At 48.0% G+C, this 22,676-nt stretch carries 19 protein-coding genes; 4 read left to right on the forward strand and 15 right to left on the reverse strand.

Annotated elements, in window-relative coordinates; genetic code table 11:
- Positions 1-283: 283 nt before the first annotated feature.
- Together Psfp_RS12735 and Psfp_RS12740 are read right to left on the reverse strand one after the other, a co-directional pair.
- Positions 284-823: a PadR family transcriptional regulator gene (locus tag Psfp_RS12735; RefSeq protein WP_134218923.1), complete on the reverse strand. Its 540-nt coding sequence runs from the start codon at positions 821-823 to the stop codon at positions 284-286.
- Positions 824-1,073: 250 nt separating this feature from the next.
- The gene (locus Psfp_RS12740; protein WP_134218924.1) at positions 1,074-2,369 is read right to left on the reverse strand and encodes a helix-turn-helix domain-containing protein; all 1,296 of its coding nucleotides are present in this window, start codon (positions 2,367-2,369) and stop codon (positions 1,074-1,076) included.
- Between the two features lie 581 nt (positions 2,370-2,950).
- Here Psfp_RS12740 and Psfp_RS12745 point away from each other — a divergent pair.
- From Psfp_RS12745 to Psfp_RS12760, 4 genes are all read left to right on the forward strand, one after another.
- The gene (locus Psfp_RS12745) at positions 2,951-6,247 is read left to right on the forward strand and encodes a PAS domain S-box protein (RefSeq protein WP_134218925.1); all 3,297 of its coding nucleotides are present in this window, start codon (positions 2,951-2,953) and stop codon (positions 6,245-6,247) included.
- A 91-nt stretch (positions 6,248-6,338) separates the two neighbouring features.
- Positions 6,339-7,448, forward strand: coding sequence for a hypothetical protein (locus Psfp_RS12750; RefSeq protein WP_134218926.1), 1,110 nt, complete (start codon positions 6,339-6,341; stop codon positions 7,446-7,448).
- A 681-nt stretch (positions 7,449-8,129) separates the two neighbouring features.
- Positions 8,130-8,555: a hypothetical protein gene (locus Psfp_RS12755; RefSeq protein WP_134218927.1), complete on the forward strand. Its 426-nt coding sequence runs from the start codon at positions 8,130-8,132 to the stop codon at positions 8,553-8,555.
- A 205-nt stretch (positions 8,556-8,760) separates the two neighbouring features.
- Positions 8,761-9,258, forward strand: a complete 498-nt coding sequence (locus Psfp_RS12760) for a hypothetical protein (RefSeq protein ID WP_134218928.1) — start codon at positions 8,761-8,763, stop codon at positions 9,256-9,258.
- Between the two features lie 37 nt (positions 9,259-9,295).
- On the opposite strand, the gene Psfp_RS12765 is transcribed toward Psfp_RS12760, so the two are convergent.
- From Psfp_RS12765 to Psfp_RS12825, 13 genes are all read right to left on the reverse strand, one after another.
- Complete coding sequence (locus Psfp_RS12765) at positions 9,296-10,000, reverse strand: FadR/GntR family transcriptional regulator (protein WP_190258600.1); 705 nt, start codon at positions 9,998-10,000, stop codon at positions 9,296-9,298.
- A gap of 147 nt (positions 10,001-10,147) precedes the next feature.
- The gene (locus tag Psfp_RS12770; RefSeq protein ID WP_134218929.1) at positions 10,148-11,197 is read right to left on the reverse strand and encodes a phosphotransacetylase family protein; all 1,050 of its coding nucleotides are present in this window, start codon (positions 11,195-11,197) and stop codon (positions 10,148-10,150) included.
- A 9-nt stretch (positions 11,198-11,206) separates the two neighbouring features.
- A complete protein-coding gene (acs, locus tag Psfp_RS12775) occupies positions 11,207-13,312 on the reverse strand; it encodes an acetate--CoA ligase alpha subunit (protein ID WP_134218930.1) in 2,106 nt (701 codons plus the stop codon).
- A gap of 362 nt (positions 13,313-13,674) precedes the next feature.
- The gene (locus tag Psfp_RS12780) at positions 13,675-15,663 is read right to left on the reverse strand and encodes a (Fe-S)-binding protein (protein ID WP_134218931.1); all 1,989 of its coding nucleotides are present in this window, start codon (positions 15,661-15,663) and stop codon (positions 13,675-13,677) included.
- Between the two features lie 74 nt (positions 15,664-15,737).
- Positions 15,738-16,001, reverse strand: a complete 264-nt coding sequence (locus Psfp_RS12785; protein WP_243120626.1) for a hypothetical protein — start codon at positions 15,999-16,001, stop codon at positions 15,738-15,740.
- Between the two features lies 1 nt (position 16,002).
- Entirely contained in the window at positions 16,003-16,737 is a 735-nt protein-coding gene (locus tag Psfp_RS12790) for a hypothetical protein (RefSeq protein ID WP_134218932.1), read from the reverse strand.
- Positions 16,738-16,792: 55 nt separating this feature from the next.
- Positions 16,793-17,374: a hypothetical protein gene (locus Psfp_RS12795; RefSeq protein ID WP_134218948.1), complete on the reverse strand. Its 582-nt coding sequence runs from the start codon at positions 17,372-17,374 to the stop codon at positions 16,793-16,795.
- 34 nt (positions 17,375-17,408) lie between these two features.
- Positions 17,409-17,852: a hypothetical protein gene (locus tag Psfp_RS12800; protein ID WP_134218933.1), complete on the reverse strand. Its 444-nt coding sequence runs from the start codon at positions 17,850-17,852 to the stop codon at positions 17,409-17,411.
- 13 nt (positions 17,853-17,865) lie between these two features.
- Positions 17,866-18,708 carry a hypothetical protein gene (locus Psfp_RS12805; protein WP_134218934.1) on the reverse strand — a complete coding sequence of 281 codons (843 nt, stop codon included), beginning with the start codon at positions 18,706-18,708 and terminating at the stop codon, positions 17,866-17,868.
- Between the two features lie 60 nt (positions 18,709-18,768).
- Positions 18,769-19,608, reverse strand: coding sequence for an energy-coupling factor transporter transmembrane component T (locus Psfp_RS12810; protein WP_243120627.1), 840 nt, complete (start codon positions 19,606-19,608; stop codon positions 18,769-18,771).
- Positions 19,605-20,453, reverse strand: coding sequence for an energy-coupling factor transporter ATPase (locus tag Psfp_RS12815; RefSeq protein ID WP_134218935.1), 849 nt, complete (start codon positions 20,451-20,453; stop codon positions 19,605-19,607). Before Psfp_RS12815 ends, Psfp_RS12810 begins: the two co-directional genes overlap by 4 nt.
- Complete coding sequence (locus tag Psfp_RS12820; protein WP_243120628.1) at positions 20,426-21,268, reverse strand: energy-coupling factor transporter ATPase; 843 nt, start codon at positions 21,266-21,268, stop codon at positions 20,426-20,428. Before Psfp_RS12820 ends, Psfp_RS12815 begins: the two co-directional genes overlap by 28 nt.
- Positions 21,269-21,461: 193 nt before the next feature.
- Positions 21,462-22,616 (reverse strand): S-layer homology domain-containing protein, encoded by a 1,155-nt coding sequence (locus tag Psfp_RS12825; protein WP_134218937.1) that lies wholly within the window; start codon positions 22,614-22,616, stop codon positions 21,462-21,464.
- Positions 22,617-22,676: the final 60 nt, after the last annotated feature.

Consider the following 22,676-nt stretch of genomic DNA (forward strand, 5'->3'; position numbering starts at 1 on the left):
GGATTGATAATCAGGTTGACACCCTGGCGCTCAATTTGCCCACTGGCATCCAAACTGATTATTGCCGCAGTGTCAAAAGTTTGTTTCATCAGAACCGCAATCCTCATATTATTCCTCCTTTGACATAGCTCGAAAAAAGTGATTCCTATCACAATCATTTTCAAACACCTATTCCAATTCCAGGAGCCCAGCATAACAAGACAGGGCGTAAACAAGGAATTTTCTTCCACGCTTACACCTTTTTAGACTGAACGATATTGATTTATTTAAATGGTTCAAATGCTTACTCATCGATACCTATTTTTCGTATAACATCCTGTAAAATTTTTTCTTCTGCTCCGCGTAAATAAATTAGATTTTTAATAATGATTCTTTTCTTATTTTTGAGATCTTCCTCAGATGTATAGATTTCTTTCATTCCTTGTATGTTTGCTCTAACTTTCGCAAGCCTTTTTTTTAAACAGCTGTTTATTTCGCCTGGAGACAGCAAATTGCAGGCTTCAAGCCCAACATTAAGATCCAGGTAATACCATTCGAGATTAGAAAGCAGTCTTTTCGAAACTTCAACCAAAGCCGCCCGGCCGGAATCTGTAATATAATACCTTTTCCTTTCAGGCATTTTACCCTCTTTTTCATTTTTTGAGCAAACCAAGCCTTTTTCTTCTAACTTTATTAACACCCTATAGATAGAGGCCACACCGATCCTGACCCATCTCTTCATTTCCCGCAATTCAATAGCCTTATCAATTTCATAGGCGTAGGATGGTTTTTCATTTACAATATGGAGAAGAATAACCTCTATATTCGATAATAATTGCTCCATTGTCCATACGCCCTATAATATTATTAACTACCTATTTAAGACATTTTATTGTGATTTTTTTACCTTATTATGAAATGCGTTAAACCATGACATTTCATTATATATATAAATTGTAATGCAAACAATTCATATAATCTATTAGCTCTTCTGACAAACCTTACACATAAAGATACTTTGTTTTTGTTAACTTCATACAAAAAGGCCCGGCTGCCAGATTTTCGGACAACCGGACCTTTTAATTATTTGTAAGTTAGACCTTCCAGAGAAGATCTCCCTGATACCTGTAGAGCTTAATAGCCAGCTGAAGCTCCAGCTTTGTATCATTGTCCGCCAAGTCAAGACCGGATACTTTTTCAGCCTTTTCCAGGCGGTACCTCAAAGTGTTGGGATGAATGAATAACTCCCTCGCCGCACTTTGGATACAGCAATTGTGCTTTAGATAACACTCCAGGCTCTCAATCAGGTTGATATTATGGGCGATACTATAATCGTGCAGTTTTCCCAAAATAAGACGCACAAATACCGGCAAGGTTTGCTCATTTACCGGATGCAGCAGGACTCCCATCAACCTCAAAGAATGATAGTAAATTACGCCTTCTTCGCTCCCTTGTTTGGGCCCCGTAAAAGAGAGAGCCTGGCAGGCTTCGTTATAAGCGACCTTATAATCCCGTGGCTTAAAGCACTGGCGTCCAACACCTATCTTAACCTTACAGCCGGAAAAAATCATCTTCAGGCCCTCAAATATCACCTGAAGGGATTCATTCACTACCGTTGATTCCAACGTGTAGCCTTCCGATGGTTGGACCAGCAGCACCGCCTGCTCATCATTAATGGCGATGGCGCTGGCATTTATATAAAGGTCGCTGATTATGCTGCGTAAGACCTCTTCTATTTGCCATTTCCCCGGCGCCTCCTTAATTTGCACAACCGCAAAAACAGCTTCCCGGGACAGATCAAAACCAAGGACCTGTTTTTCTCCATGAATTTTACTTGCTTCATCTTTATCCGATATAAGGCCAAGGACCAAACTTTTCATAATTCTATCTTCCAGTTCCACTTGCGCATAGCGGCAGGTTTCCATAACCGCCAGGCTGTGCAGCGCTGCTCTGGCAATTCTCATCTGTTCCCAGTTTAAATCTTTTTTAAAAATGTTTAAGTATTTCTTGATTTTATTTTTAATTACCACAGGAAACACCAGTCTGGCTGAAGTTATCCCGTACTCCGGCAACTCTGGAATCACCACAGGCCGGAGAGTATTTTGCAGCATGCGTACATATTCAATTATCCTTGGGTCCAAATACTGGGGCTTCCAATATTTAATTCCGTTTTTCTTCTGTTTTTTGGAAAAGGTGGAGGTATTAAAAAAAGAACGCGCTTGCACAAAGAAGAATTCATCCTCAATAAGGACACTTACCTCAAGCTTCTGTGCCAGTAAATCGGCAATCCCCTTGTAACCACCGCCGTGAATTATTATTTGCAAAAACTCGTCGTAAAGTGAATCCACATCAACGTCGTCAGCCTGAAGTAAATCTCTAGCCATCAACATATGCTTACCCCCCAACGTTAATCATGTGAGAAAAACAAAGGTTACAGCCTTAAGTCACATGGTCTAAACCCAATTGATACCATACTATGGGGTTTCACTTCTGAAGTCTTCAACTTGGACGAGTATTAGTGAAGAACACTTCCGCATCCATTCTATAAAATATTTTTATTTATAGGACTGGCTCGGGAAGTTTTCAATTCACAATATTTGGACGGGATAACATCTATCCACAATGAACTATTATTGTGTTTAATAATTACTGAATTTATTACATTATATAGTAGTCCGAACAAAAAATAAATAGTATCCATAAATAATTTCAATATAGTATATAGTACTATAAAGTATAGTACTATTACCAATTAATTTGCTATATAAAGTTAAACAAACAATATCCATTAGAGTTCATTTTAAAAAAACAATAATACAAATTAATACTTAAATATCTTTAATCCATTTAAAATAATTTTCAACTAATAAGGTTCGACATAATTCCCGAAGGTAATTGGGGTGTGATTGTCAAACAATGAAGCTTGCTTGACTTTGGGTATTTACTCCAATGGCGGAATGGAGGTTAAAGAATGAGAGATGAAAACAAGCCAAAAGCACAACTTATCAACGAACTGGTCGAAATGCGCCGGCATATTATAGAAACGGGAACCAAGCTCAAGCAAACAGAGTCATTGTTATATGATTGCCAGGAAAAAATAAAGTATTTTAATTCCTTTATGACTGCTGTTTCAGATCGCAAGCCTGCGGAGGACAAGCTGCGCGCCGCCCACCAGCGGCTTCTTGATATAATCGAATTTCTCCCCGACGCGACATTTGTCATCGATCAGGATAAAAAAGTTATCGCCTGGAACAAAGCTATAGAAGAGATGACCGGCATGCCCAAGGAAGATATTATAGGCAGGGGCGATTATGCCTATGGAGCGGCCTTTCACGGAAAACCAATTCCTTTACTAATTGATTTTATTGATTCAGACCAGCAGGTAACCGAAGGACCTTTTTATTCTGTCGAAAGAAAAGAAGACACACTGTTCGCACAGCTGTTTTTACAGACTGTTTTTGAAGGTAAAGGCGCCCACCTGTGGCTAAAAGCCTCTCCGCTTTATGACAGCCACGGCAACCTGGTTGGAGCAATAGAATCCATTCGCGATATCACCAACCTGAAACATATAGAAGATGAGTTAAGGAAGCATCGTGACTACCTCGAGGAACTGGTTAAAGAACGCACCGCTGATTTGAGAGAGGCCAATCAACAACTACAGGTGGAAGTAGCTGAAAGAAGGCAGGCGGAAGAAGCCTTGCGCTCAGCACAGCAACAACTTATGGATATAATTGATTTTCTTCCTGACCCCACCTTTGTTGTAGACCGTGACAAGAAGGTAATCGCCTGGAACCGTGCCATTGCGGAAATGACAGGCGTGCCAAAAGAAGCTGTTATGGGAAAAGGTGAATACGCTTACGCTGTACCTTTTTACGGAAACCCGCAACCAATCCTGATTGATCTCATTTTTTCGAATGACCGGGAAATTGAAAAAAAATATATGTATATCGATAGACAGGACAATAAAATATTTGCCGAAAAATACTCCCGTTTTCCCTTTAGCGGCATTGAATCCATCATGTGGGGCGTTGCGGCGCCGCTATTTGATAAACATGGCAGTCTCGTAGGAGCTGTCGAATCAATACGGGATATTACCAAGCATAAACAGGCGGAGTCAGCGCTGAAGGCCGAGAGGCAAAGGCTTTATTACGTACTGGACAGGCTGCCCGCCTTTGTTTGTCTGATCACAAAAGACTATTCGATATCTTTTGCCAACCTTTACTTCCGCGAGCGTTTTGGCGACTCCATAGGAAAACCTTGTTATGAAGTCTATCGAAAACAAAATAAACCTTGTTCACACTGCCCGACACTAAGTGTGCTTAAAACTAAAACCACCGTGGAATGGGAGTGGACCAGTTTAGACGGCAGGGTGTACCAGGTTTATGACTATCCCTACAATGATATGGACGGCTCCAGGCTGGCGCTGGAATTAATGGTTGACATTACCGAAAGCAAACAAATAAAAGAAGACCTGGAAATGAGTGAAGCCCGCTATCGCGCCATAGTTGAAGACCAAACCGAGTTTATCTGCCGTCACCTGCCGGGGGGAACTATAACCTTTGTTAACGAAGCTTACTGTCGCTACTTCGGCATAAAACGAGAGGAACTGCTAGGAAGCAATCTTAGGACATCTATTGGTGTAAATGCCATGAAACAACTTGAAGAACATTTTTCAACCATTAATACCAAAAACCCTGTTGCAACTATTGAACTGAATGTTTTAATGTCCTGGGGTGAAAATCGCTGGCAGCACTGGACCAACCGGGGGATATTTAACGAACAGGGCCATCTGGTTGAGTTCCAATCCGTAGGGCATGATATAACCAAGCGTAAGCTGGCGGAACAAGCATTACAGGAGTCAGAAACAAAATACCGGACCCTGGTAGAGCGAATTCCCGCGATTACATATATCACCCGGCTTGATAAAACCAGCACCACTATATACGTAAGCCCTCAAATAGAAAGAATACTTGGTTTTACTCAGGCAGATTTTGAGGCCGAACCGGATACCTGGCATAAACAACTGCACCCGGATGACCGGGAGCGGGTCTTGGCTGAGCTGTCCCTTTTCCATGTAAACAATAAGCCTTTTCAATCAGAATATCGAATGGTTGCCCATGACGGCAGTGTTTTATGGATGAAAGATGAAGCCAATATAACCCGGGACTCTGATGGCTGCCCCCTCTATGTGCAGGGCATTATGTTTGACATTACTCAACAAAAGCAAGTGGAGGAAGCCCTGCGCACATCGGAAGAACGTTTTAACAAAGCCTTTAATGCCAGCCCTGTTCTTCAGGCAATCATATCCTTGTCCAGAAAATGTTTCATTGACGCAAATGAAAGCTGGTTGAGGACAATGGGTTTTAAGCGTGAAGAGCTGTTGAACCATACCATTTACGAAAGGTACATAAATGAAAACATAGCGCTATATGAAAATATTATTAAATCCAGTGACCAGTGGCCAATACATAATATGGAATTCGTATTTCACACGAAAACCGGTGAGAAGAGAGCCGGCCTCTTTTCAGGAGACGAAATATATCTCGGTGGTGAAAGGTGTTTTCTTGCTGTGATCAGGGACATCACAGAAAAAATGCAGTTTGAAAAGGAAATGGCACGTCTCGACAGGCTGGACCTGGTAGGAGAAATGGCGGCGGGTATCGGCCATGAAATAAGAAACCCGATGACAAGTGTACGTGGTTTTTTACAAATATTTTGCACAAGAAAAGAGTTTGCCCCATATAAGGAACATCTGAACCTTATGATAGAAGAACTGGACCGGGCCAATACAATTATTACAGAGTTTCTTTCCCTCGCAAAAAACAAAGCGGTTGTGCAAAAGGCCCAAAACCTTAACAATATCGTACAGGCTTTATCTCCATTAATTATGGCTGACGGCATGGTTGCTGATAAACACATTGAATTTGAACTAAATGCTATACCGGAAATAGCCCTGGACGACAAAGAGATCCGCCAGCTAATCCTCAACCTGGTACGCAATGGTTTCGAGGCCATGTCCCCCGGTCAGAAAATGAAAATAAAAACATTCCAAGACGAAAACGTCATAGTCCTGGCAGTGCGGGACCCGGGAAAAGGTATTGAACCCGCCGTCCTCGAAAAATTGGGAACCCCCTTCTTCACTACTAAAGACAATGGAACCGGCCTGGGGTTGGCAATGTGTTACAGTATTGCCGCCAGACACAATGCTACCATCCAAGTAGAGACCGGGCCTACCGGGACCACTTTCTCGGTAAGGTTTAAGATGTGAATATTTATATAGGAAAAAGGAACTTAACATATCCAATAGAAATATATAAAAGCTGAACTTGCAACCCAAGTTAGAGAGGTGGCGATAGTCATTGGTACTTGCAAAAGAAACCTTGGAACACATTGCAACCGCGCAACAATTAAAAAGCGATCTAGTAAATTATTATAAAAAAAGAGAGCAAAAGTATAAACCGATTATCCTGACCAGATACGCAAAAAACCATGCGCTCCGTGAAGACATCATGGCAAACGGCATCGACTGGCTGATCCATTGCTTCCGCTTCCAAAAAGGCGATACACTGATCGACCGCTTTATAAAAAAACACCGGGCATTATCCGGGCTGGAAATTCAAATCCTTGAGCGCTGGAAAGACTCATTTGAAGGCATCTTTGAAGTGAAAGCTCTGGAAGCTGATTCGGTAAGGCTATTTAACCTGGTTGATCAGCAGGAATATACCGCGGCCTCCATAACGGGTCCGGAGACACTGGAGCGTTTAAAACCCGGCGGCCTGGTTATGTCGAGGCTTATTCCATTAGATGATATATATTTATTCAGCGGAAATATGTACCTTTTGCCTCCCGGCGATAAAAAGGCCCTGCAGGACCTGGCTGCGAAAATAGCGCAGTCCAATTCATCCGCGAAATATGATCAGGCCTGGGAAATACAAAGGAAATACAGAGATAGTTTCATCTCTTATTTCGGTGACGATTTAATCACACTTCCCGGCCACAAATTGGACGAAGCATTTGACAATTTCAACCACTATCATATTGAGAAAACCCTGCACAACATGCCGGAGGAGAAAAAGAGCGAGTATCCGGCTGCGGCGCCGAAGATGGAATTTCCTGAAGCCCTTACTCGTAATGACAACGTTGGCTTAATTTTTGACGAGAGGGAAGGCCTGAACTTTTATCCCGGCTTTGAGTCGTTTATGGCGCCTTTTAAAAATCCGCGTCTATTGGAGGATGAAGAGCACAGGGAAGTGATTACGGGCTACCTTGAGAGTGACAGCATCTCCACATTGCCGTTCCGTAAAATGGTTGAAAGATACCCGGAGAGTTCCCGGCAGGCTTTTGCAGCTTTGTTTGCTAAACCAAACTGGGATAATGACAAGGATTTTCATGAATTAATGGAAAAGCACAAGGGAGCTTTCTTGAAGAAAAAATGGGAGCCCGCCACACTGCCTTTCAATATGATATAACAGGGGTCTTAGAGACAAGATATATGCTTATAACGAAAACAAGGCGATGTGATCGCCTCGTAAGATTAACCGGTATTTTCCATTATCCAGGTTGTCAGCGGTTTAGACTTCACCCCTGATCATACCTTCAATGCGGTCGGCAAAAGGTTTTTGCTTTTCTATGGGGAGATCATTAACCAGTGTGATTAACTCCATCCACCTGTCTATCTCTTCTTTGTCCATTGCGCAGCTACCCCGTTTCCTTTATTAGTCGGCCGGCCGGCAAGACTATTTCAATGAAGCGCTTAGCAGCGCGCGACTTACCGGCCCACCAGACCTATTGTTCCTTCCTTTCAAAAATATATGTCTAACCATACCTGAGGCTCGCAAAAATCGAGTGGAACTATTGATATTGCACAAAATGACTAATTAAAGCATATATTAGCAAATAAAAAGGTGGTTAAAGCTATGGGCCAAAGGTTAAAAACCGAGGGAGCCTTGACTGGATTACCAGGCAATGACGCTTTTGTCCTTTTTTTAATATTTATTCTGCTGCTTCTGGCGGTAAGATAAGTGGACTGCGTTTGTCCTCATCAACAAGAGCTTTTTCAATTAACCCTGCATAGACAAACTTGGCGTTTATTTTTATAATGATAATGTGGCGCCGGCCGGCGCGAAATTATCATATAAAGGATGATCGTCATGTCTGACCTCGATGAAACGATTAGGGTAAACAACCAAAGAATTATTGAGGAATGGATTGCAGCGCTTCATAGCCTGATTAGCCAGGTTAAGCAGTGGGTTTCGTCATATCCCCAAAAGGATAGCTTCAGTGCTGTTGATTTGATGGTCAATAAATCTGAAGAACCTGTTGGAGAGTACCAGGCCCCGATGCTCATACTTACCACAGACCAAACCCCTATAGAAATCATTCCCGTGGGCAGGTTTGCCATAGGGTCAATAGGCCGTGTAGACATTACCAACCACAAGCGTTCTTTCACCCTGCTGTATTCCAGAAGCAAAGGCTGGTTGTTTTTCGATCAGAGGAAGCCTCTCACAGAAGAATTATTCAAGCAAATGCTTGACGCGCTGTATGTGACAGGCGACCCTATGCCTAAACTGCATTAACCTTGAGTTACACACTATATAAGTAAACATACAAAAGGAGCTTAAAGCTCCTTTTTGTTTAAATTTTAATTGTAGGTGCAAATTCATTCGGACAAATGCAACATTGGCTGCCACAAGTTCGGCGCTGGCGCGCCGTGTGCGATTGAAATGGCGCCTACATTCGCAATATAATAATGGAAAGGATCCATAAGGAGGCGTTGGCATAGTGAAAAAACTTGGTGTCAAGGGTAAAGCCTGGCTGAAAGGATTCCATCTTTTCTTCTGTTGCGCCTGGATAGGTACGGGGATCTCCATGCTGGTCCTGACCATGGTCAAAGGCTATATTCCAAATGGAGATGAGCTTTATGCCGTTAACGCTTGTGTCAAACTCCTCGATGACTTCATCATCATCCCGGCCGCTTTAGGCTCCCTGATTACCGGGCTTTTATTTTCCCTTTTTACCAACTGGGGATTCTTCAAGTTTAATTGGGTTATCTTCAAGTGGGTTGCCACCGTGGCCCAAATCCTTTTCGGCACATTTTGGCTGGGACCGTGGACCAACGGCGCCACCGCCATTGCGAATGCCGAACGCGCCCAGTCACTCTACAATGCTCAGTATTTGTATTTCCGGGAAATGAACAACTACTTCGGCAGCATTCAGGTACTGCTGCTGATTATAGTGGTTTTTATTTCGGTCCTCAAGCCCTGGGGAAAAAGGGCTTAAAGGCCTTCGAATACCGCAGCGATAAGTCACAAGGCTTTCAATTTAAAGTAGCCTTCTCCACCCTGACCAGGTGTTTGTACATGGCCCGCCTGGCATCCCTGTCACGTCCTGCCCTGATTGCCTCAAAAATAGCGTGGTGATCTTTGAGCAGCTGTTGTGGCATGCCAGGCGTACGGTAAAGCTCTTCCCGGGCTGCCTGCAGGACCCTGCACCTGGTATCGGCAATTGAGTCCATGAACCTTAACAGCAAGGAATTGTGGGCGGCCTCCGCCACCACATAGTGAAAATTCCAGTCCGCCTGCTGTCCCAAATCACCTGTTAGAAGGGCCTCAGACATCTCCTTGAGGGTCGCCTCCATTTTTACCAGGTCCTCTTTACTATGCCGCAGCGAGGCCAGGCCGGCAGCCTCAACTTCCAGTATCTTCCTCAGCTCCAGCAGTTCGCGTGAGGTGTACTTCTGGGTCATCAAGGTAAGCGCCAGCGCTTCCGCCAGCGAATGGGTGCTGATCTCCCTGATAAAAGTCCCGCCGCCCTGCCTTATTTCGATAATTCCCAACGCCTCCAGGGCCCGAAAGGCCTCCCTTACGGCCGAACGTCCAACCTGAAGTTGTTCAGCCATTTCCCTTTCGGACATGAGCTTATCCCCTGGCCTTAAGGTTCCATCGGTGACCAGCTTTTTTACCTGGTAGATTATTTCCTCGTATATTTTCTTGGTCTTAATTGGCTTTAACTCCACAGGCATAACCTTGGTCCCTCCTATAGTTATCCAGCCGCTATGCAAAACTAGCATCAAGCCTACGGGCCAGAGCTGACCATTCCTTTTGGACCGGACAGGCCAGCCTGGCATCTTAGCTGGTGAGCTATTGGGCAGTACCGCGGAACAGCATTTCTATAAATTATTTACAATATGCTCCCAGTTACAGTGGGTAACAATATTCTCCAGCGCGACTCCGATGCTGGTCTTGTCGGTTGGCTGGATATGCCGGCTTACCTGGCCCATTTTCTCGACGGTGGTATATGTGTCATAGTGGACCAGAATAATGGGGACCCCCATTTCCTCAGCCCTGGCAATAACCTTAACGTCGGGGTACAATCCACCTGTAAGGATTAAAACGGATGTACTGGTCTCAAGAGCTGCCAGAGCCAAATCAGCCCGGTCGCCGCCCAGGATAACGGCCTTGTTGGCGGCTCTCCTGAGATAGGTCAGGGCGCTGGCCATGGTCATGCCGCCGATAACCATATCCTCCACATGAAGGTCAAGCCGTTCGTGTCCGGTTAAAATTTCACCGCCCAGCATATCGAAGTATTCGCCAACCGTGGGTGAGGCAATTTCCGGTCTGGTGGGGATTACCCCCAGGGTCTTGTAGCCGGCCTGTTCCAGGATGGGGCTGTATACGCCTCCTGTTTTGGCGTAAAGCGGCCTTGGTACATTGCTGAAGATGGTGCCCATAATGGGGACTTCCGCCAGGGCCAGGTGCTTATTCATAAAGATGGCGTTGTCAAGGCTGTAATCGTTTTCAATTTTAAGCACCATGAGGGCTTTAGAACCAAATTTTTTGGCCAGGCTGACGCTGTCCAGCCCGTAACTTGCCAAAATGTCAATAGACAGCGCCCCATCGATAATAACAATATCTGAAAAGCTTGCTATCTCATCATAAGCATCCATAATGACCGCCAGGCCATCTTTTAAAGAGGCCTGCGCGCTCAGGTAAAAGGGGCTCGCGGTAATGGGGGCGATTTTTTCCAGGGAGATATTCAAGTGTAGTACTTCCTTCATAAGAACAGAATCCAGGTCGACTTTCCCGGTCATGTTGCGCCCGTTGGCTACCGGTTTAAAATATCCCACCCTGTAGCCTTCCTGCTGCAGCTTCTGCGCCAGGCCCAGCGCAACCACCGTTTTACCGCTGCCCGGTGTGCCCATAATATATAGACTTTTCATTCTATCACCTCAAGAAATCGTTATTTTAATATCCAGGGCTGAAACACCATTCTCATAAGCAAACACAGGGTTGATGTCCATCTCGGTGATTTCGGGAAAATCTGTGACCAGCCTGGCTGCCCGCTTAACTACATCCACCACTGCCGCCATGTCCCGCGGGGCCTCTCCACGGTAGCCCTTCAGGAGGGTATAGGCTTTGGTTTCTGAGAGCATTGCGCCAACTACTTTCTCATCGTTCAGGCTGGACGCCAGGCGGAAAGATACATCCTTTAAGAGGTTGACGTGGATCCCGCCCAATCCGAAAGCAACCAGGGGGCCGAACTGCACATCCTTGGTCATGCCGATAATCAGCTCTGTTCCCTTGGGCATCATTTTTTGCACCTCAATACCATGCACAACGACCTTGGGCAGGTAGCGGTGCACACTCTCCATAATCATCAGATAGGCCTTTTGGACTTCCTCAGGGGAGTTTATTCCCACTTTCACCCCGCCCACGTCGGATTTGTGCAGAATTTTGGGCGAAGCCACCTTGAGCACCACGGGATATCCCATCTCATTGGCAGCGGCCACCGCCTCATCGGCAGTGGTAGTCAGGACGATAGGGGCGACCGGAATACCGTAAGCCTCGGCTACCGCGGACGCCTCGCTGCTCAGCAGGTTCAGGCGACGTTCCCTGGTTACGTCATAAAAAATGGCCTTGACCGTCTTTTGGTCGACTTCCAATTGGTCGCGCGCTTGCTTGCTGTCCACCGTGTCTAGGTACCGTTTATATTTATTCAGGCCGTTTATGCATAAAATGGCTGGTTCAGGGAAGGTGAAGCAAGGGATCCCGTTTTCAGCCAGAATGCCCGCGCCTTCGGCAAGAAGAGGTCCTCCCATGTAGGCCGCGAAGACTGGCTTATCCGGATGTGCGTCCCTGGCCTCCACGATGCTCCTTGAAGTTTCGACCGGTTCGGTAACGGCGGTCGGGCACATCAGGACCAGGACACTGTCGACATTGGGGTCATCCAGCACCTTGTTCAGGGCATACTGGTAACGGTCGGTCCTGGCGTCTCCCAGAACATCAACAGGGTTATAGATGTTGGCTTCTTTGGGCAGGTTGGTACGGAATTCATCAAGGGTACCCTTGTCGAAGCGGGCCATTTTGAGCCCCATGTCCTCTACATTGTCTGTAGCGATAATCCCCGGTCCCCCGGAATTGGTGACGATAGCCACCCTGTCTCCAGCGGGAATGGGGGATTTTGTAAATGCGATGGCCAGATCGAAAAGCTCGGTCATGGTAGTAGCCCGGATGATCCCGCACTGCTCAAACGCGGTGTCATAGGCCAGATCGCTGCCGGCCAAAGCGCCGGTGTGAGAGGAAGCTGCCTGGGCTCCGGCCTGGCTGACCCCGGACTTCAGGACGATAATAGGCTTTTTCTTGGCGGCCTCTCCTGCTACTTTGAGGAAGCGGGCGCCATCCACAATATCCTCTAAATAACACAGAATAACCTTGGTATAAGGATCATTCGCTGCTTCCTCGATAAAATCGATCTCGGAAAGGTTGGCCTTGTTCCCGAGACTGACCACTTTACTGTAGCCAAGCCCGGCAGTAGCGCTCCAGTCCAAAATGGCCAGCAGGATAGCGCCGCTCTGGGAAAGAAAGGCGATTTCTCCCTTGACCGGAGCTGCAGCGGTAAAAGAGGCGTTAATAGGTGTATGTGTATCCATCACGCCAACACAGTTGGGTCCCAGCATACGCATGTTAAACTCTTCACAGATCTCAGTCAGTTTCTTTTCCAGCTCCAGCCCTTCTTTACCGATTTCCTTGAAGCCGGCTGTGATTACGGTCAGGGTTTTGACTCCTTTTTCACCGCATTCACGGGCTGCCGCCACTACCTTCGACGCCGGTACGACCATAACTGCCATATCAACCGAGTCTGGTATAGCGCCCACCGACGGGTAGCAGGCAAGTCCCTCTATTTCGCTCTCTCTTGGATTGACGGGATAAATAGCGCCCTGATAACCGGAGGAAATAATATTACGCATAATCGCGTTGCTGATTTTTCCGGGAGTTTTAGAGGCTCCCACAACTGCTACGGAATTGGGTCGAAAAAAACTTGTTAAGTCAGCCACTGCTTTATGTCACATTCCTTTCCAGCAAAAAAAATATTTTGTCAAAATAAAAAATTCTGCCTTGTGCTCACCGGAATACGATGTCGTATTAGAAAAACCCGTTATTTTTCAGCCTTGGCTCACCATGTGGTTGTGACTGAAAGAACAACGGGGCATATGGCACCCCCTTTAAAAAACTTTTGGCCAAAGTGGTATAGTGGTATGACCATCATTATCCAAAGTATAATCATAGTTAAACTACCTAGTCAATACAAATTTTTTCTGAAGTTTTCTATATTATAACTTAATGTCGGCTCCTTCGATCTCCCTTCGCCAGCCGTAAGGAGAATATTAAAAGTATGGAATTAATCATACCGGCCGGATTACATGGCCATTTCCAGGAGTTCGGCGATATCCAGGACCTGAATTTGCTCCTGCATCCCCCGGCAGGCAGCCGTCTCCTCCATCAGCATCTGGCAATATGGGCAGGCAGTGCACAGCACGGATGCCCCGGTAGCAACCACCTGCTGTACCCGGCCGGCAGCAATCAGGTTTTCTGACACGGCCTTGGTCCAGAACCGGCCGCCGCCTGCCCCGCAGCAAAACGACCAGTTCTCCGAGCGCTGCATCTCTAGCAGCCGGACGCCGGGCAATGCCCTCAATATTTCGCGCGGCTCACGGTAGACATCGTTGTAACGTCCGAGATAACATGGATCATGGTAGGTTATCGTCGTATTGTTGTTTTTGGTGGGCTTTAACCTGCCTTCTTTTAACAAACCGGCCAGTAAGACGGAATGGTGGATCACTTCCCAATTACCGCCGAACTGGGGATACTCATTTTTTAAAGTATTATAGCAGTGGGCGCAAGAGGTGATAATCTTCCGGACGCCCAATTGATTCCATTTTCTGATGTTGTTTTTTGCAATTTGCTGAAAGAGCGCTTCGTGGCCCATCCTGCGTGCTGTTTCACCACAGCACCACTCGTCTGCGCCAAGAGTTGTAAAAGATAATCCGGCCTTCCTCATCATATTGTTCAGGGCTGCGGCTGCACGTCCGGCTTTTGGGTCAAATGAAGCGGCGCAGCCTGCGAAAAAAACATACTCCGCGAGGTTACTGCCTGCTATCGCTTTGTTGCCGGAGCTTGCCGACCAGCAGTTATTATCGTGACGGGCCACTCCCCAGGGGTTGCCGTGCGACTCGATGTTGCTAAAAAACTTCCTCATCTCGCCAGGGTACTCTTTTTTGGCAAAGACCAGGTGACGCCGCATTGCAATAATCTTGGGAGTATGCTCGACAGAAACCGGACAGGCCTCCTCGCAGCTGCCGCACATGGCGCAGCCCCAGATAAAATCTTTTTTATAGACATCGCCGATGATATTCTTCTTTAAGATTGCCTGTTCGGCAGCAGCCAGCTTGATGTCCTGCCTGGACTTCTGCTTAAGCAGAAGCGGCGCCCTCTCTTCGATGTGCTTGCGGAAACGGCCCTGCAGCGGCTTGGGCTTTACCGGCTCGCCGCTCTGGTGGGCCGGGCACTGGTCGTTGCAGCGCCCGCACTTCGTGCAGGTGTAAGCCTCGAAAAGCTGTTTCCAGGTAAAGTCCTCCATCTTATGGACCCCGGCCTTCTCGTCGGTTGCACCTTCCAGCTCGATTGGCTTAATCGCCCCCCTGTGCTCCAGCGAGTGCCAGTAAGTGTTGAAAGGAGCAAAGAGCAGGTGCAGGTGCTTGGAGTTGGGGACAATCCAGAGTAAAGAAAAAATGGCCAGGAAGTGCGCCCACCAGAAAATGGACGCTGCCGTCCCGATGACCTCTGGCGGCTTATTAACGAAAAAGTCGGAGAGCGCTCCGGCCAGGGGAGCGGGCCAAAGCTTACCGCCGCCTAACTGCAACGCCAGGTTGGTCCCGTGATACAGCGCTTCAGTTAAGACGATAGTAAAAATGAGCAATAAAAGCCCAATAGCTTCGGTGTTATTTTTCAGCCATTCCGGTTTTTTGATCATCCGCCGCAAGAGACAGCCGGTTATGCCGGCAATAACCAATATGATAAACAGATCTTTTACAAAGAGATACAGCGCGTTTTTCCCCACGAAAGGAATGCCGGTGTTAAAGAGCCTTTCGGCGGCCATGTTGGGAATACCCGGCAACAGGATCACAAAACCGTACATGATGCAGGCGTGGCATAAGCCAAAGAGCGGATAACGGCGGATCTTCTTTTGACCCAATACGTTAACGGCAAAATATTTCAAGCGCTCAAGCGGCCGGTCGGTATGCTGCGCCGGTCTGCCCAGGCGGATATAACGAATACGCCGGTATATTTTATAAAAGAAATACATGCACGATCCGGACATCAAGAAAAAGAACAAATATCTTTCCATAACATCATTCCTTATTTGACGTTCCAGCTGAATTCGTATGCAGGACAACGACCCGGTCAGGCCTCACAATGCAGTCATTTCGTCAGGGTAGACGACTCATCGCTCTGTACATTCACCACTGTTTGGCGTTTCATGCAGATAAAGGAACGATCGGTCCAGCGCCTGAACCGGCAGTTGTAGCAGGATCTTTCCTCCTCCGCCACCAGTTCGTCCTCGTCATCCAGTAAAAAATGAGGGCAGTTGCCCGCTATTCCGGCGGCCAGCAGCCAGTCATGCCTGCCACCATTGAACTGCGCCTGGCCTCTTTCATTTTTACTCCAAAAATCCATGTCCATCACCTCAATAATCCTCCAGGTGAACAGTTGTACAGGTTTCCCACTCCAGTCCGTCTTCCCGGCGATAAACCAGAAGGATACGTTTCCCTTCCAGCAGTACGGTCTTTAATTTGTTTCCCAGTCGCACCTCTTCATTATCGTGCAGGATATAACCGTCCAGGCTCTGTACCCTTTCCACAGAACTGCTGTTTAAAATCTCAGCCACATTTATGATCGCTCCGGGGGCTTTGAGTTTCAGCCGGCCCTGGAAGCGCCCGTCATTATTGGTCATTCTTAAGCCAACTCCCGCCAGCGCCCCGATCACGCCGATACCCGTACCACCGTGTTCAGACAGGTGTACACCCAGCTTTCTTGCCAGTCTGTAGGCTTCTTCTTTGGTCATGATCCTTTTCTTGGTTTCATAACCATAAGCGATCAGACCCGCTGCATCCTGCAACTGTTCCTCTACCACTACGCAAAGGCCGGGGTCGGAACCAGGCGCGCTATCCCGTTCCAAAAATCTGCCGGCTTCTTCGATCAGCGGCTGCAGATAAGCGGCTTCAATATCAGCAGTGAAGCACATGGAGCTGTTGTGGGAAGTATAGGCTATCTCCGGATGCAAGAGCAGTTGATGGCGGGTAAGGCCCTGACAACTTCCCCAGCGCTGATTTTCAATAATCTTGATGATATGTTTAGCTGATATCCCGGTCGCGCCCTGGTCGATATTGTCTGTGTCATCGATCCCTACATAGATTTTCATTCCACACGCCGTTCCCTTCTTGATAGTATAATAATTCCTGGCGCCGCGGTTAAGGTCAGGTTTGCCAGGAAGCGGCCAGACGCGGTTTTAACCGCTTAATCAGCACTGCTGCCAGAACTCCTCCGGCAGCGCCAAAAACGACATGCAGCAAGGTCGCATAACCAAAGCCCATAGCCAGAAACACCATTGGGATATCAAGCATGACGCCCAGAACAATGCTGGCCAGCAGCTTGGACCAGCTGATTAAGGCCCCGATGATAACGCCCACCCATATGGATTCCAGCTTGTTCAAAAATAGAATCGCCAGGATATCCAGCAACACCCCCGGTACAATGCACTTGAAAGCCAGTAAGGGGCCTTCTTTACCCAAACCGAAAACAATGGCCAGGATCCCGGAAATAATGCCCATGATGGCTCCGGCGCCGAATTTGGGGATTAAGCCCTTGCCCAACATCAGTAAGCCCATCCAGTATACGCTGGTATGGCCCGGTATCCCGATGGGGAGTTGGAACACAAACCTGCTGACGCTGATTAAAGTCCCGAACATGGTCAGTCTGATCACATCGGCCAGCCCTATGTGAAAGATAAAGTTGTCCACCGGGTTTTTCAAATCAGCAGCCGTCTTTTCTTTTTCCATGTCTTCCACGTTTGTTTCCTCTTTTCAAATTCAATTAATTGGCGACATAAAATTTGGCGACCTCTTTAAGCATGACCCGGTTTCCATCCGCCTTATTGATCATCGCAAAGGTACTGTTGCTATTTGGAGAGAGGACAATGCTCCCAATCTCCCTGGAGCTCAATGTAAATTCCCCGCTGTCGCCTACCCCGCTCACCTCGATGGATTTATAATCACTAATCCCCGCTGAGCCAAGCACAAAGCCAAGTGATACTTCATTAGAATTTCCCGTGCTCTGCTTGAGTTCCCGTTCCTGTTCACCCAACTGCCTGATCACCCCGGCATCCAGATAAACAGCGATTTTATCATACTGTACGACGGGTACAAGTTTGCCGTTTTGGCTGCCTTGCGCTTTGGTGAGCTGTTCAAAAAGAAAGGCGCCCCCGACTACCAGGACAAGAAGCAGGAGCCCGATCCCGACGCGTTTGTTAATAGTCATGCCGCTCCCCTTGCTATCCCTTTTTTCTTTTTCTTCTTAAAACTTCTACAGCCACCCAGCCAACCAGTAAAATCCCGGCGCCTACAGCCACCTCATTTTGCACCCGCAGTCCTTCCTCGAAAGCTGCAACCTTGGCCGTATCCGCCTCGCTGGGCGCCGCAGCCCCGCCTGGCGACACTTCATTGTTTTGATTTGCGGCCACTGTGACACCGGACTCGGCCGTATCTTCAACGGTTGCATTGCTTTGCTCCTTGACCTGATCAGCTGACGGCCTTTCACTGCCGGCAGCCGCTGCCGCGGGAGCACTACCCGTAGACACGACAGACCCGGTATTATTAGCCTTTTTCTCCCCGGCCGTTTTAAACTCGATCGTTACCCCCCGGTTGTTAGTGCTCATGGACAGCGTGGAACCCCCATTCTTGGCCAGCAAATCCGGAGCAACATATAACTTGTAGTTGGTCCCCGGCGAAAGGGCTGTTGCCGGTTCCACCCAGATATATTGCCTTTTGGAAAAATCCACCGTATCATCAATTTTACTCAAATTAAGAGCTTTTTCATTGCCGTTTTCATCATAAAGATGAAAACAACGTTTATTTCTTTCCCAGTAGATTAAATAAACGACATTCTTGTCAAAATGCATGGTGATCTTTGGCTTCAACGACACATTCTCCGCGTCTATAACACTGGTTCCATCATCGAGGGTGGCTGACACCAGACTTAGTGGCTTAAACACACCTTGCGTATTGCCCGAGCCGTCGCCACCATCGCCATAGGCGGCTAAAGGCAGCACGACCAAAAGGGCGCTGAGCAACAGCATGAGCAACCCCGTTCTTTGCCCTGTATTTCTATGCCTCATAATGTTCCTTCCCTTTTCTGTAGTCTTGCGCCAGGCGGCTGCATCCAGCGTCTGGCCGGCCTAACGTAAATTCTGAAGCGACTGAACCTGCAGGCCCATGCCATAGATACAGATTAGCGGTAAAATACTTACCGTTATGCTTATGAGCAGCGCCGCCAGATCACAGCGGCAAAAGCGCAGTTTCCTGGTCCGGCTGTGGTGCGGCCCGCCCGTGTAGCACCTGCTTTCCATAGCCGCGGCCAGGTCGGTGGCCCGCTGCAGCGAACTCACCACTAGAGGTATGAGCACCGCCAGAGAAGTTTTCAAACGCACCAGTTTCTTTGGTGATGTAAATGGCGCGCCGCGGGACTTCTGGGACCTGGTGATGGTCTCCGCTTCCTCCAGCAGGGTGGGTATAAACCTCAGAGAAATCGTAATCAGCATGGCAAACTGATTTACCGGCGCCCCCAGGCGGACCAGAGGCGCAAACAGAGCCTCCAGGCCTCCTGCCAGCTTCATTGGTGAAGTAGTCATGGTTAGGATGGTGGAACTCAAAAATAGAATGAGCAGGCGCAAAAATGTTGACAGTCCCCGGTATACGCCTTCTACAGTCACGGTCAGCGGCCCCAGGCTGAATAGAGAAACTCCCTGGGTATAGATGCACTGGGCCAGAAAACTACAGATAAAAATAATCCATAGCCATTTAATTCCGTGCAAGACCGAAGACAGGCTTGTTTTCGACAGGTAAATCACCACAAAAATCAACCCTGTGTTGAGCAGGAGCACCGGCCAGCTATAACTAACCAATATGGCGGTAACCATGGCCAGCCACCCCAGGAGCTTGGTCCGAGGGTCCAATTGATGAATGATAGAGGTACCGGGCGTGTATTTTCCCAACTTCATTCTTTTCATCATTTTCATGCTTTCAACAACCTGTCGATTTCACCGGCCGCTTCTTCTACAGTCAGCACCCCTGTGTTTATCGGCAGCCCCCGCTTTTTTAAATTATGCAGTAATTTCATATAGTCAGGCAGCAACAGGTGCTCATAAGGCAGCTCATCCCGCTCCAGAACCTTTCTGGTCGTGCCCCAGGCCTTGAGGCGGCCTTGATCCAGCAGGGCGACACGATCTGCCAGGATAATTAGTTCGTTAATATAATGCGAAACCATAATGACGGTCACTTTCTGTTCCTGCTGATATCTTTTGACGGTAGTAAGAATATGGGCGCAGCCCTCTGGATCCAAGCCTGCCGTCGGTTCATCCAGGATCAGAATATCGGGCTTCATGGCCAGGATACTGGCCACTGCAATGCGACGCCGCATCCCCCCGCTCAAGCACAACGGCGACAGATCCCGCACCTGTTCAGGGACAAGCCCCACACTTGCCAGGGCTTCATTAACCCGAACCGGAATTTCCGCCTTGTCCAACTCCATGTTGTTTAGCCCATAGGCCAGTTCTTCAAATACTGTCGCTTCAAAAATCTGCTGTTCGGGGAATTGAAACACCAGTCCCACGGATTTCCATAGCTGCGCTCCGTTGTGCTTGTCCCGCGGATCAATGCCCAATACGGATATGCTTCCGGATTGCGGGGATAAAAGCCCGTTAAAATGCTGAATTAAAGTTGACTTGCCGGAACCGTTGGCGCCGACAACCCCCAGAAATTCGCCTTTTTCCACCGACAGGGTGATGTTATCAAGAGCCTTCTTCTCATTTGACGTCCCGCTATTGTATACATAGCTTAAGTTGTTGATTTCAATAACCGGCATATACTGTTCTCCATCTGCTCCAAAGTGGTGATTTGCTCATCCAGCAGGTAACCGCTCTTCCTAAGCATTTGAGCCAGGCGAACGATATTCGGCGGCTTTAAGTCAAGGTTCTTTTCCTCCCGGTTGAAAGCTTCCCAGGGAGGGGCGTCACAAACAATACTGCCTTCCTGCAGCAGGATGATCCGGGCCGCCCCGGCCAGGTCTTCCATGTTGTGGGAGATCAGGATGATGGTAATCCCCTGCCGCTTGTTCAGCTCCCGTAAGTAGTCAAGAATTCCCTGCCTGCCGGTCTGGTCCAGCATGGAAGTCGGTTCGTCCAAAACCAGGTAAGCAGGCCGCATGGCCAGGGCTGCCGCTATGGCAACCCGCTGCTTTTGTCCCCCGGACAGCATGTGCGGCGACATATGCCGCAGTTCGCTCAGTCCTACAATCTGCAAGACCTGGTCAACACGGCGCTCGATCTCCTCCTCAGGCAGGTCGAGATTCTCCGGCCCGAAGGCAACTTCTTCCTCGATCACCGGACTTACCAGCTGGTTGTCCGGATTTTGAAAAACCATAGCCACCTGGCGGCGTATCTCCTTGATCTGCCGGCGCCGGCCGGTGTCCATGCCGTTCACTATAACCCTGCCGGTGGATGGAAGGTGCAAACCGTTTAATAGACGGGCAAGGGTGGTTTTACCCGAGCCGTTCTTTCCGGCTATGCCTATAAACTCGCCGGGTTTTATGGATAAATTAACTGCCTTTAAAGCACAAATTTTTTGACCCTGGCTGTTTGCATATTCTTTGGTGACATTTTGCAGTTGAATCCCCTGCAAACTGATAGCGCATCACCCCCTTTTAGTCCGGCATACGAAGCGATACCCCAAAATGCAGGTGCGAATTCATTCGCACAAATGTTACATTGGCTGCCACAAGTTCGGCGTTAACGCGCCTTTGTGCGATTGAAATGGCGCCTACATTGGCTCAAGTTTTGGTTTTATGCTGGCGCCGCGTAAGCGACATGGACAACTACAATAATTTCACAATAACGGCTGCTGCTTCCGCCCGGCTGGCAAAGTCTTGCGGCCGGAAGGTGTTATCCGGGTAGCCCGACATGAGCTTTTTCGCGCTAACCGTTTTCACCGCGTCCATAGCCCAGTAGGAAAGCTGATCAGCATCGCTGAAGTCTTGCCAGCTATCCAGCGCAGTCATTTTTTTCGCCAGACAGATCATGAGCGCCATTTGTTCACGGGTGACCGGAACATCGGGCGCAAAATTATTCCCGCTTGTACCATGCACGATACCGTTGGCGGCGGCGGTGGCGATATAGTCCTTAGCCCAGTGCTCGCCGGTATCGGCAAAGGCCGCACCGGCCTCTCCGGTCAGCTTGAGCGCCTTTACCAGTATGGCGCAAAATTCCGCCCGTGTGATTGTATCATCCGGTTTGAATGTATTATCCGGGTAGCCGTTCATGATCCCTGCCGCAACAAGCTGCTTAATGCCGGCTTCAGCCCAGTGGCCGCCTATGTCGCTACAGCCTGGCGTTTGGCCGGGCGTCATTTGATTTGTGGCTTGCTCATCAGAGGGTACGGAAGTGGTTGTGCCGCCCGTGTCTATTCCTTTGGTAGTAAACGCAAAGGTATAGGTCTTCCCCAGCTTCAGCCCGTTGTTGAATTCAAAATCAGGACCGATTTCAATAACATAGGTTGTGGCCGGCTGAAGCGAGGTGCTTTTGAGCGTCAACCCCAGCGGGGCGTGCGCAGTGATTCTTTTAAACCACCAGTCGGTAACTTCCATGTAGTAATTGTCAACTGTAATCGGCACAGTTACTATATTAGGCAATACAACAGGCTGGCTGGTTTGTTTATTGTAAAATTTCACGTTGTTTTCCAGGTTGGCTTCCAAGGTTTTGAAAAAACCGAAGGGAAAATACCAGACCAGTTCCACGTGATTGTAATCAATTAAATCGTCAAACTGATATTCCATTTTAGAACCCTGGTCGCTAATTAAAGTAGCCGCCGGCTCACATCCAAGCAGTTTTGCCATTCGAGCGGCGCTACCGGCGCCCTGTCCTTGATCCGTGCCGCTCTCTCCGTAGGCAACCAGGGGTATAGCTCCCAGCAGGAGCGTGATGAGCATTACAACAATCAGCCCGGAACGACACGAAATGCTCCTGATTAACATATCGTTTACCTTCCTTTCCCAGGCGCACAAGGGAGTGAGGAAAACTGCAAATTTCCTCCT

It is taken from the genome of Pelotomaculum sp. FP, assembly GCF_004369245.1.
GTDB classification, from domain to species: Bacteria; Bacillota; Desulfotomaculia; order Desulfotomaculales; family Pelotomaculaceae; genus Pelotomaculum_C; species Pelotomaculum_C schinkii.

Excerpts from the sequence above, each read along its gene's own strand:
- Psfp_RS12740 (WP_134218924.1), bottom strand. The coding sequence starts at position 2,369 with ATGTTGATGGCTAGAGATTTACTTCAGGCTGACGACGTTGATGTGGAT.
- Psfp_RS12810 (WP_243120627.1), bottom strand. The coding sequence starts at position 19,608 with ATGAAAATGATGAAAAGAATGAAGTTGGGAAAATACACGCCCGGTACC.
- Psfp_RS12815 (WP_134218935.1), bottom strand. The coding sequence starts at position 20,453 with ATGCCGGTTATTGAAATCAACAACTTAAGCTATGTATACAATAGCGGG.
- Psfp_RS12795 (WP_134218948.1), bottom strand. The coding sequence starts at position 17,374 with ATGGAAAAAGAAAAGACGGCTGCTGATTTGAAAAACCCGGTGGACAAC.
- Psfp_RS12735 (WP_134218923.1), bottom strand. The coding sequence starts at position 823 with ATGGAGCAATTATTATCGAATATAGAGGTTATTCTTCTCCATATTGTA.
- Psfp_RS12765 (WP_190258600.1), bottom strand. The coding sequence starts at position 10,000 with ATGCCTGTGGAGTTAAAGCCAATTAAGACCAAGAAAATATACGAGGAA.
- Psfp_RS12770 (WP_134218929.1), bottom strand. The coding sequence starts at position 11,197 with ATGAAAAGTCTATATATTATGGGCACACCGGGCAGCGGTAAAACGGTG.
- Psfp_RS12790 (WP_134218932.1), bottom strand. The coding sequence starts at position 16,737 with ATGAAAATCTATGTAGGGATCGATGACACAGACAATATCGACCAGGGC.
- Psfp_RS12825 (WP_134218937.1), bottom strand. The coding sequence starts at position 22,616 with ATGTTAATCAGGAGCATTTCGTGTCGTTCCGGGCTGATTGTTGTAATG.
- Psfp_RS12745 (WP_134218925.1), top strand. The coding sequence starts at position 2,951 with ATGAGAGATGAAAACAAGCCAAAAGCACAACTTATCAACGAACTGGTC.
- Psfp_RS12805 (WP_134218934.1), bottom strand. The coding sequence starts at position 18,708 with ATGAGGCATAGAAATACAGGGCAAAGAACGGGGTTGCTCATGCTGTTG.
- Psfp_RS12780 (WP_134218931.1), bottom strand. The coding sequence starts at position 15,663 with ATGGAAAGATATTTGTTCTTTTTCTTGATGTCCGGATCGTGCATGTAT.
- Psfp_RS12755 (WP_134218927.1), top strand. The coding sequence starts at position 8,130 with ATGTCTGACCTCGATGAAACGATTAGGGTAAACAACCAAAGAATTATT.
- Psfp_RS12800 (WP_134218933.1), bottom strand. The coding sequence starts at position 17,852 with ATGACTATTAACAAACGCGTCGGGATCGGGCTCCTGCTTCTTGTCCTG.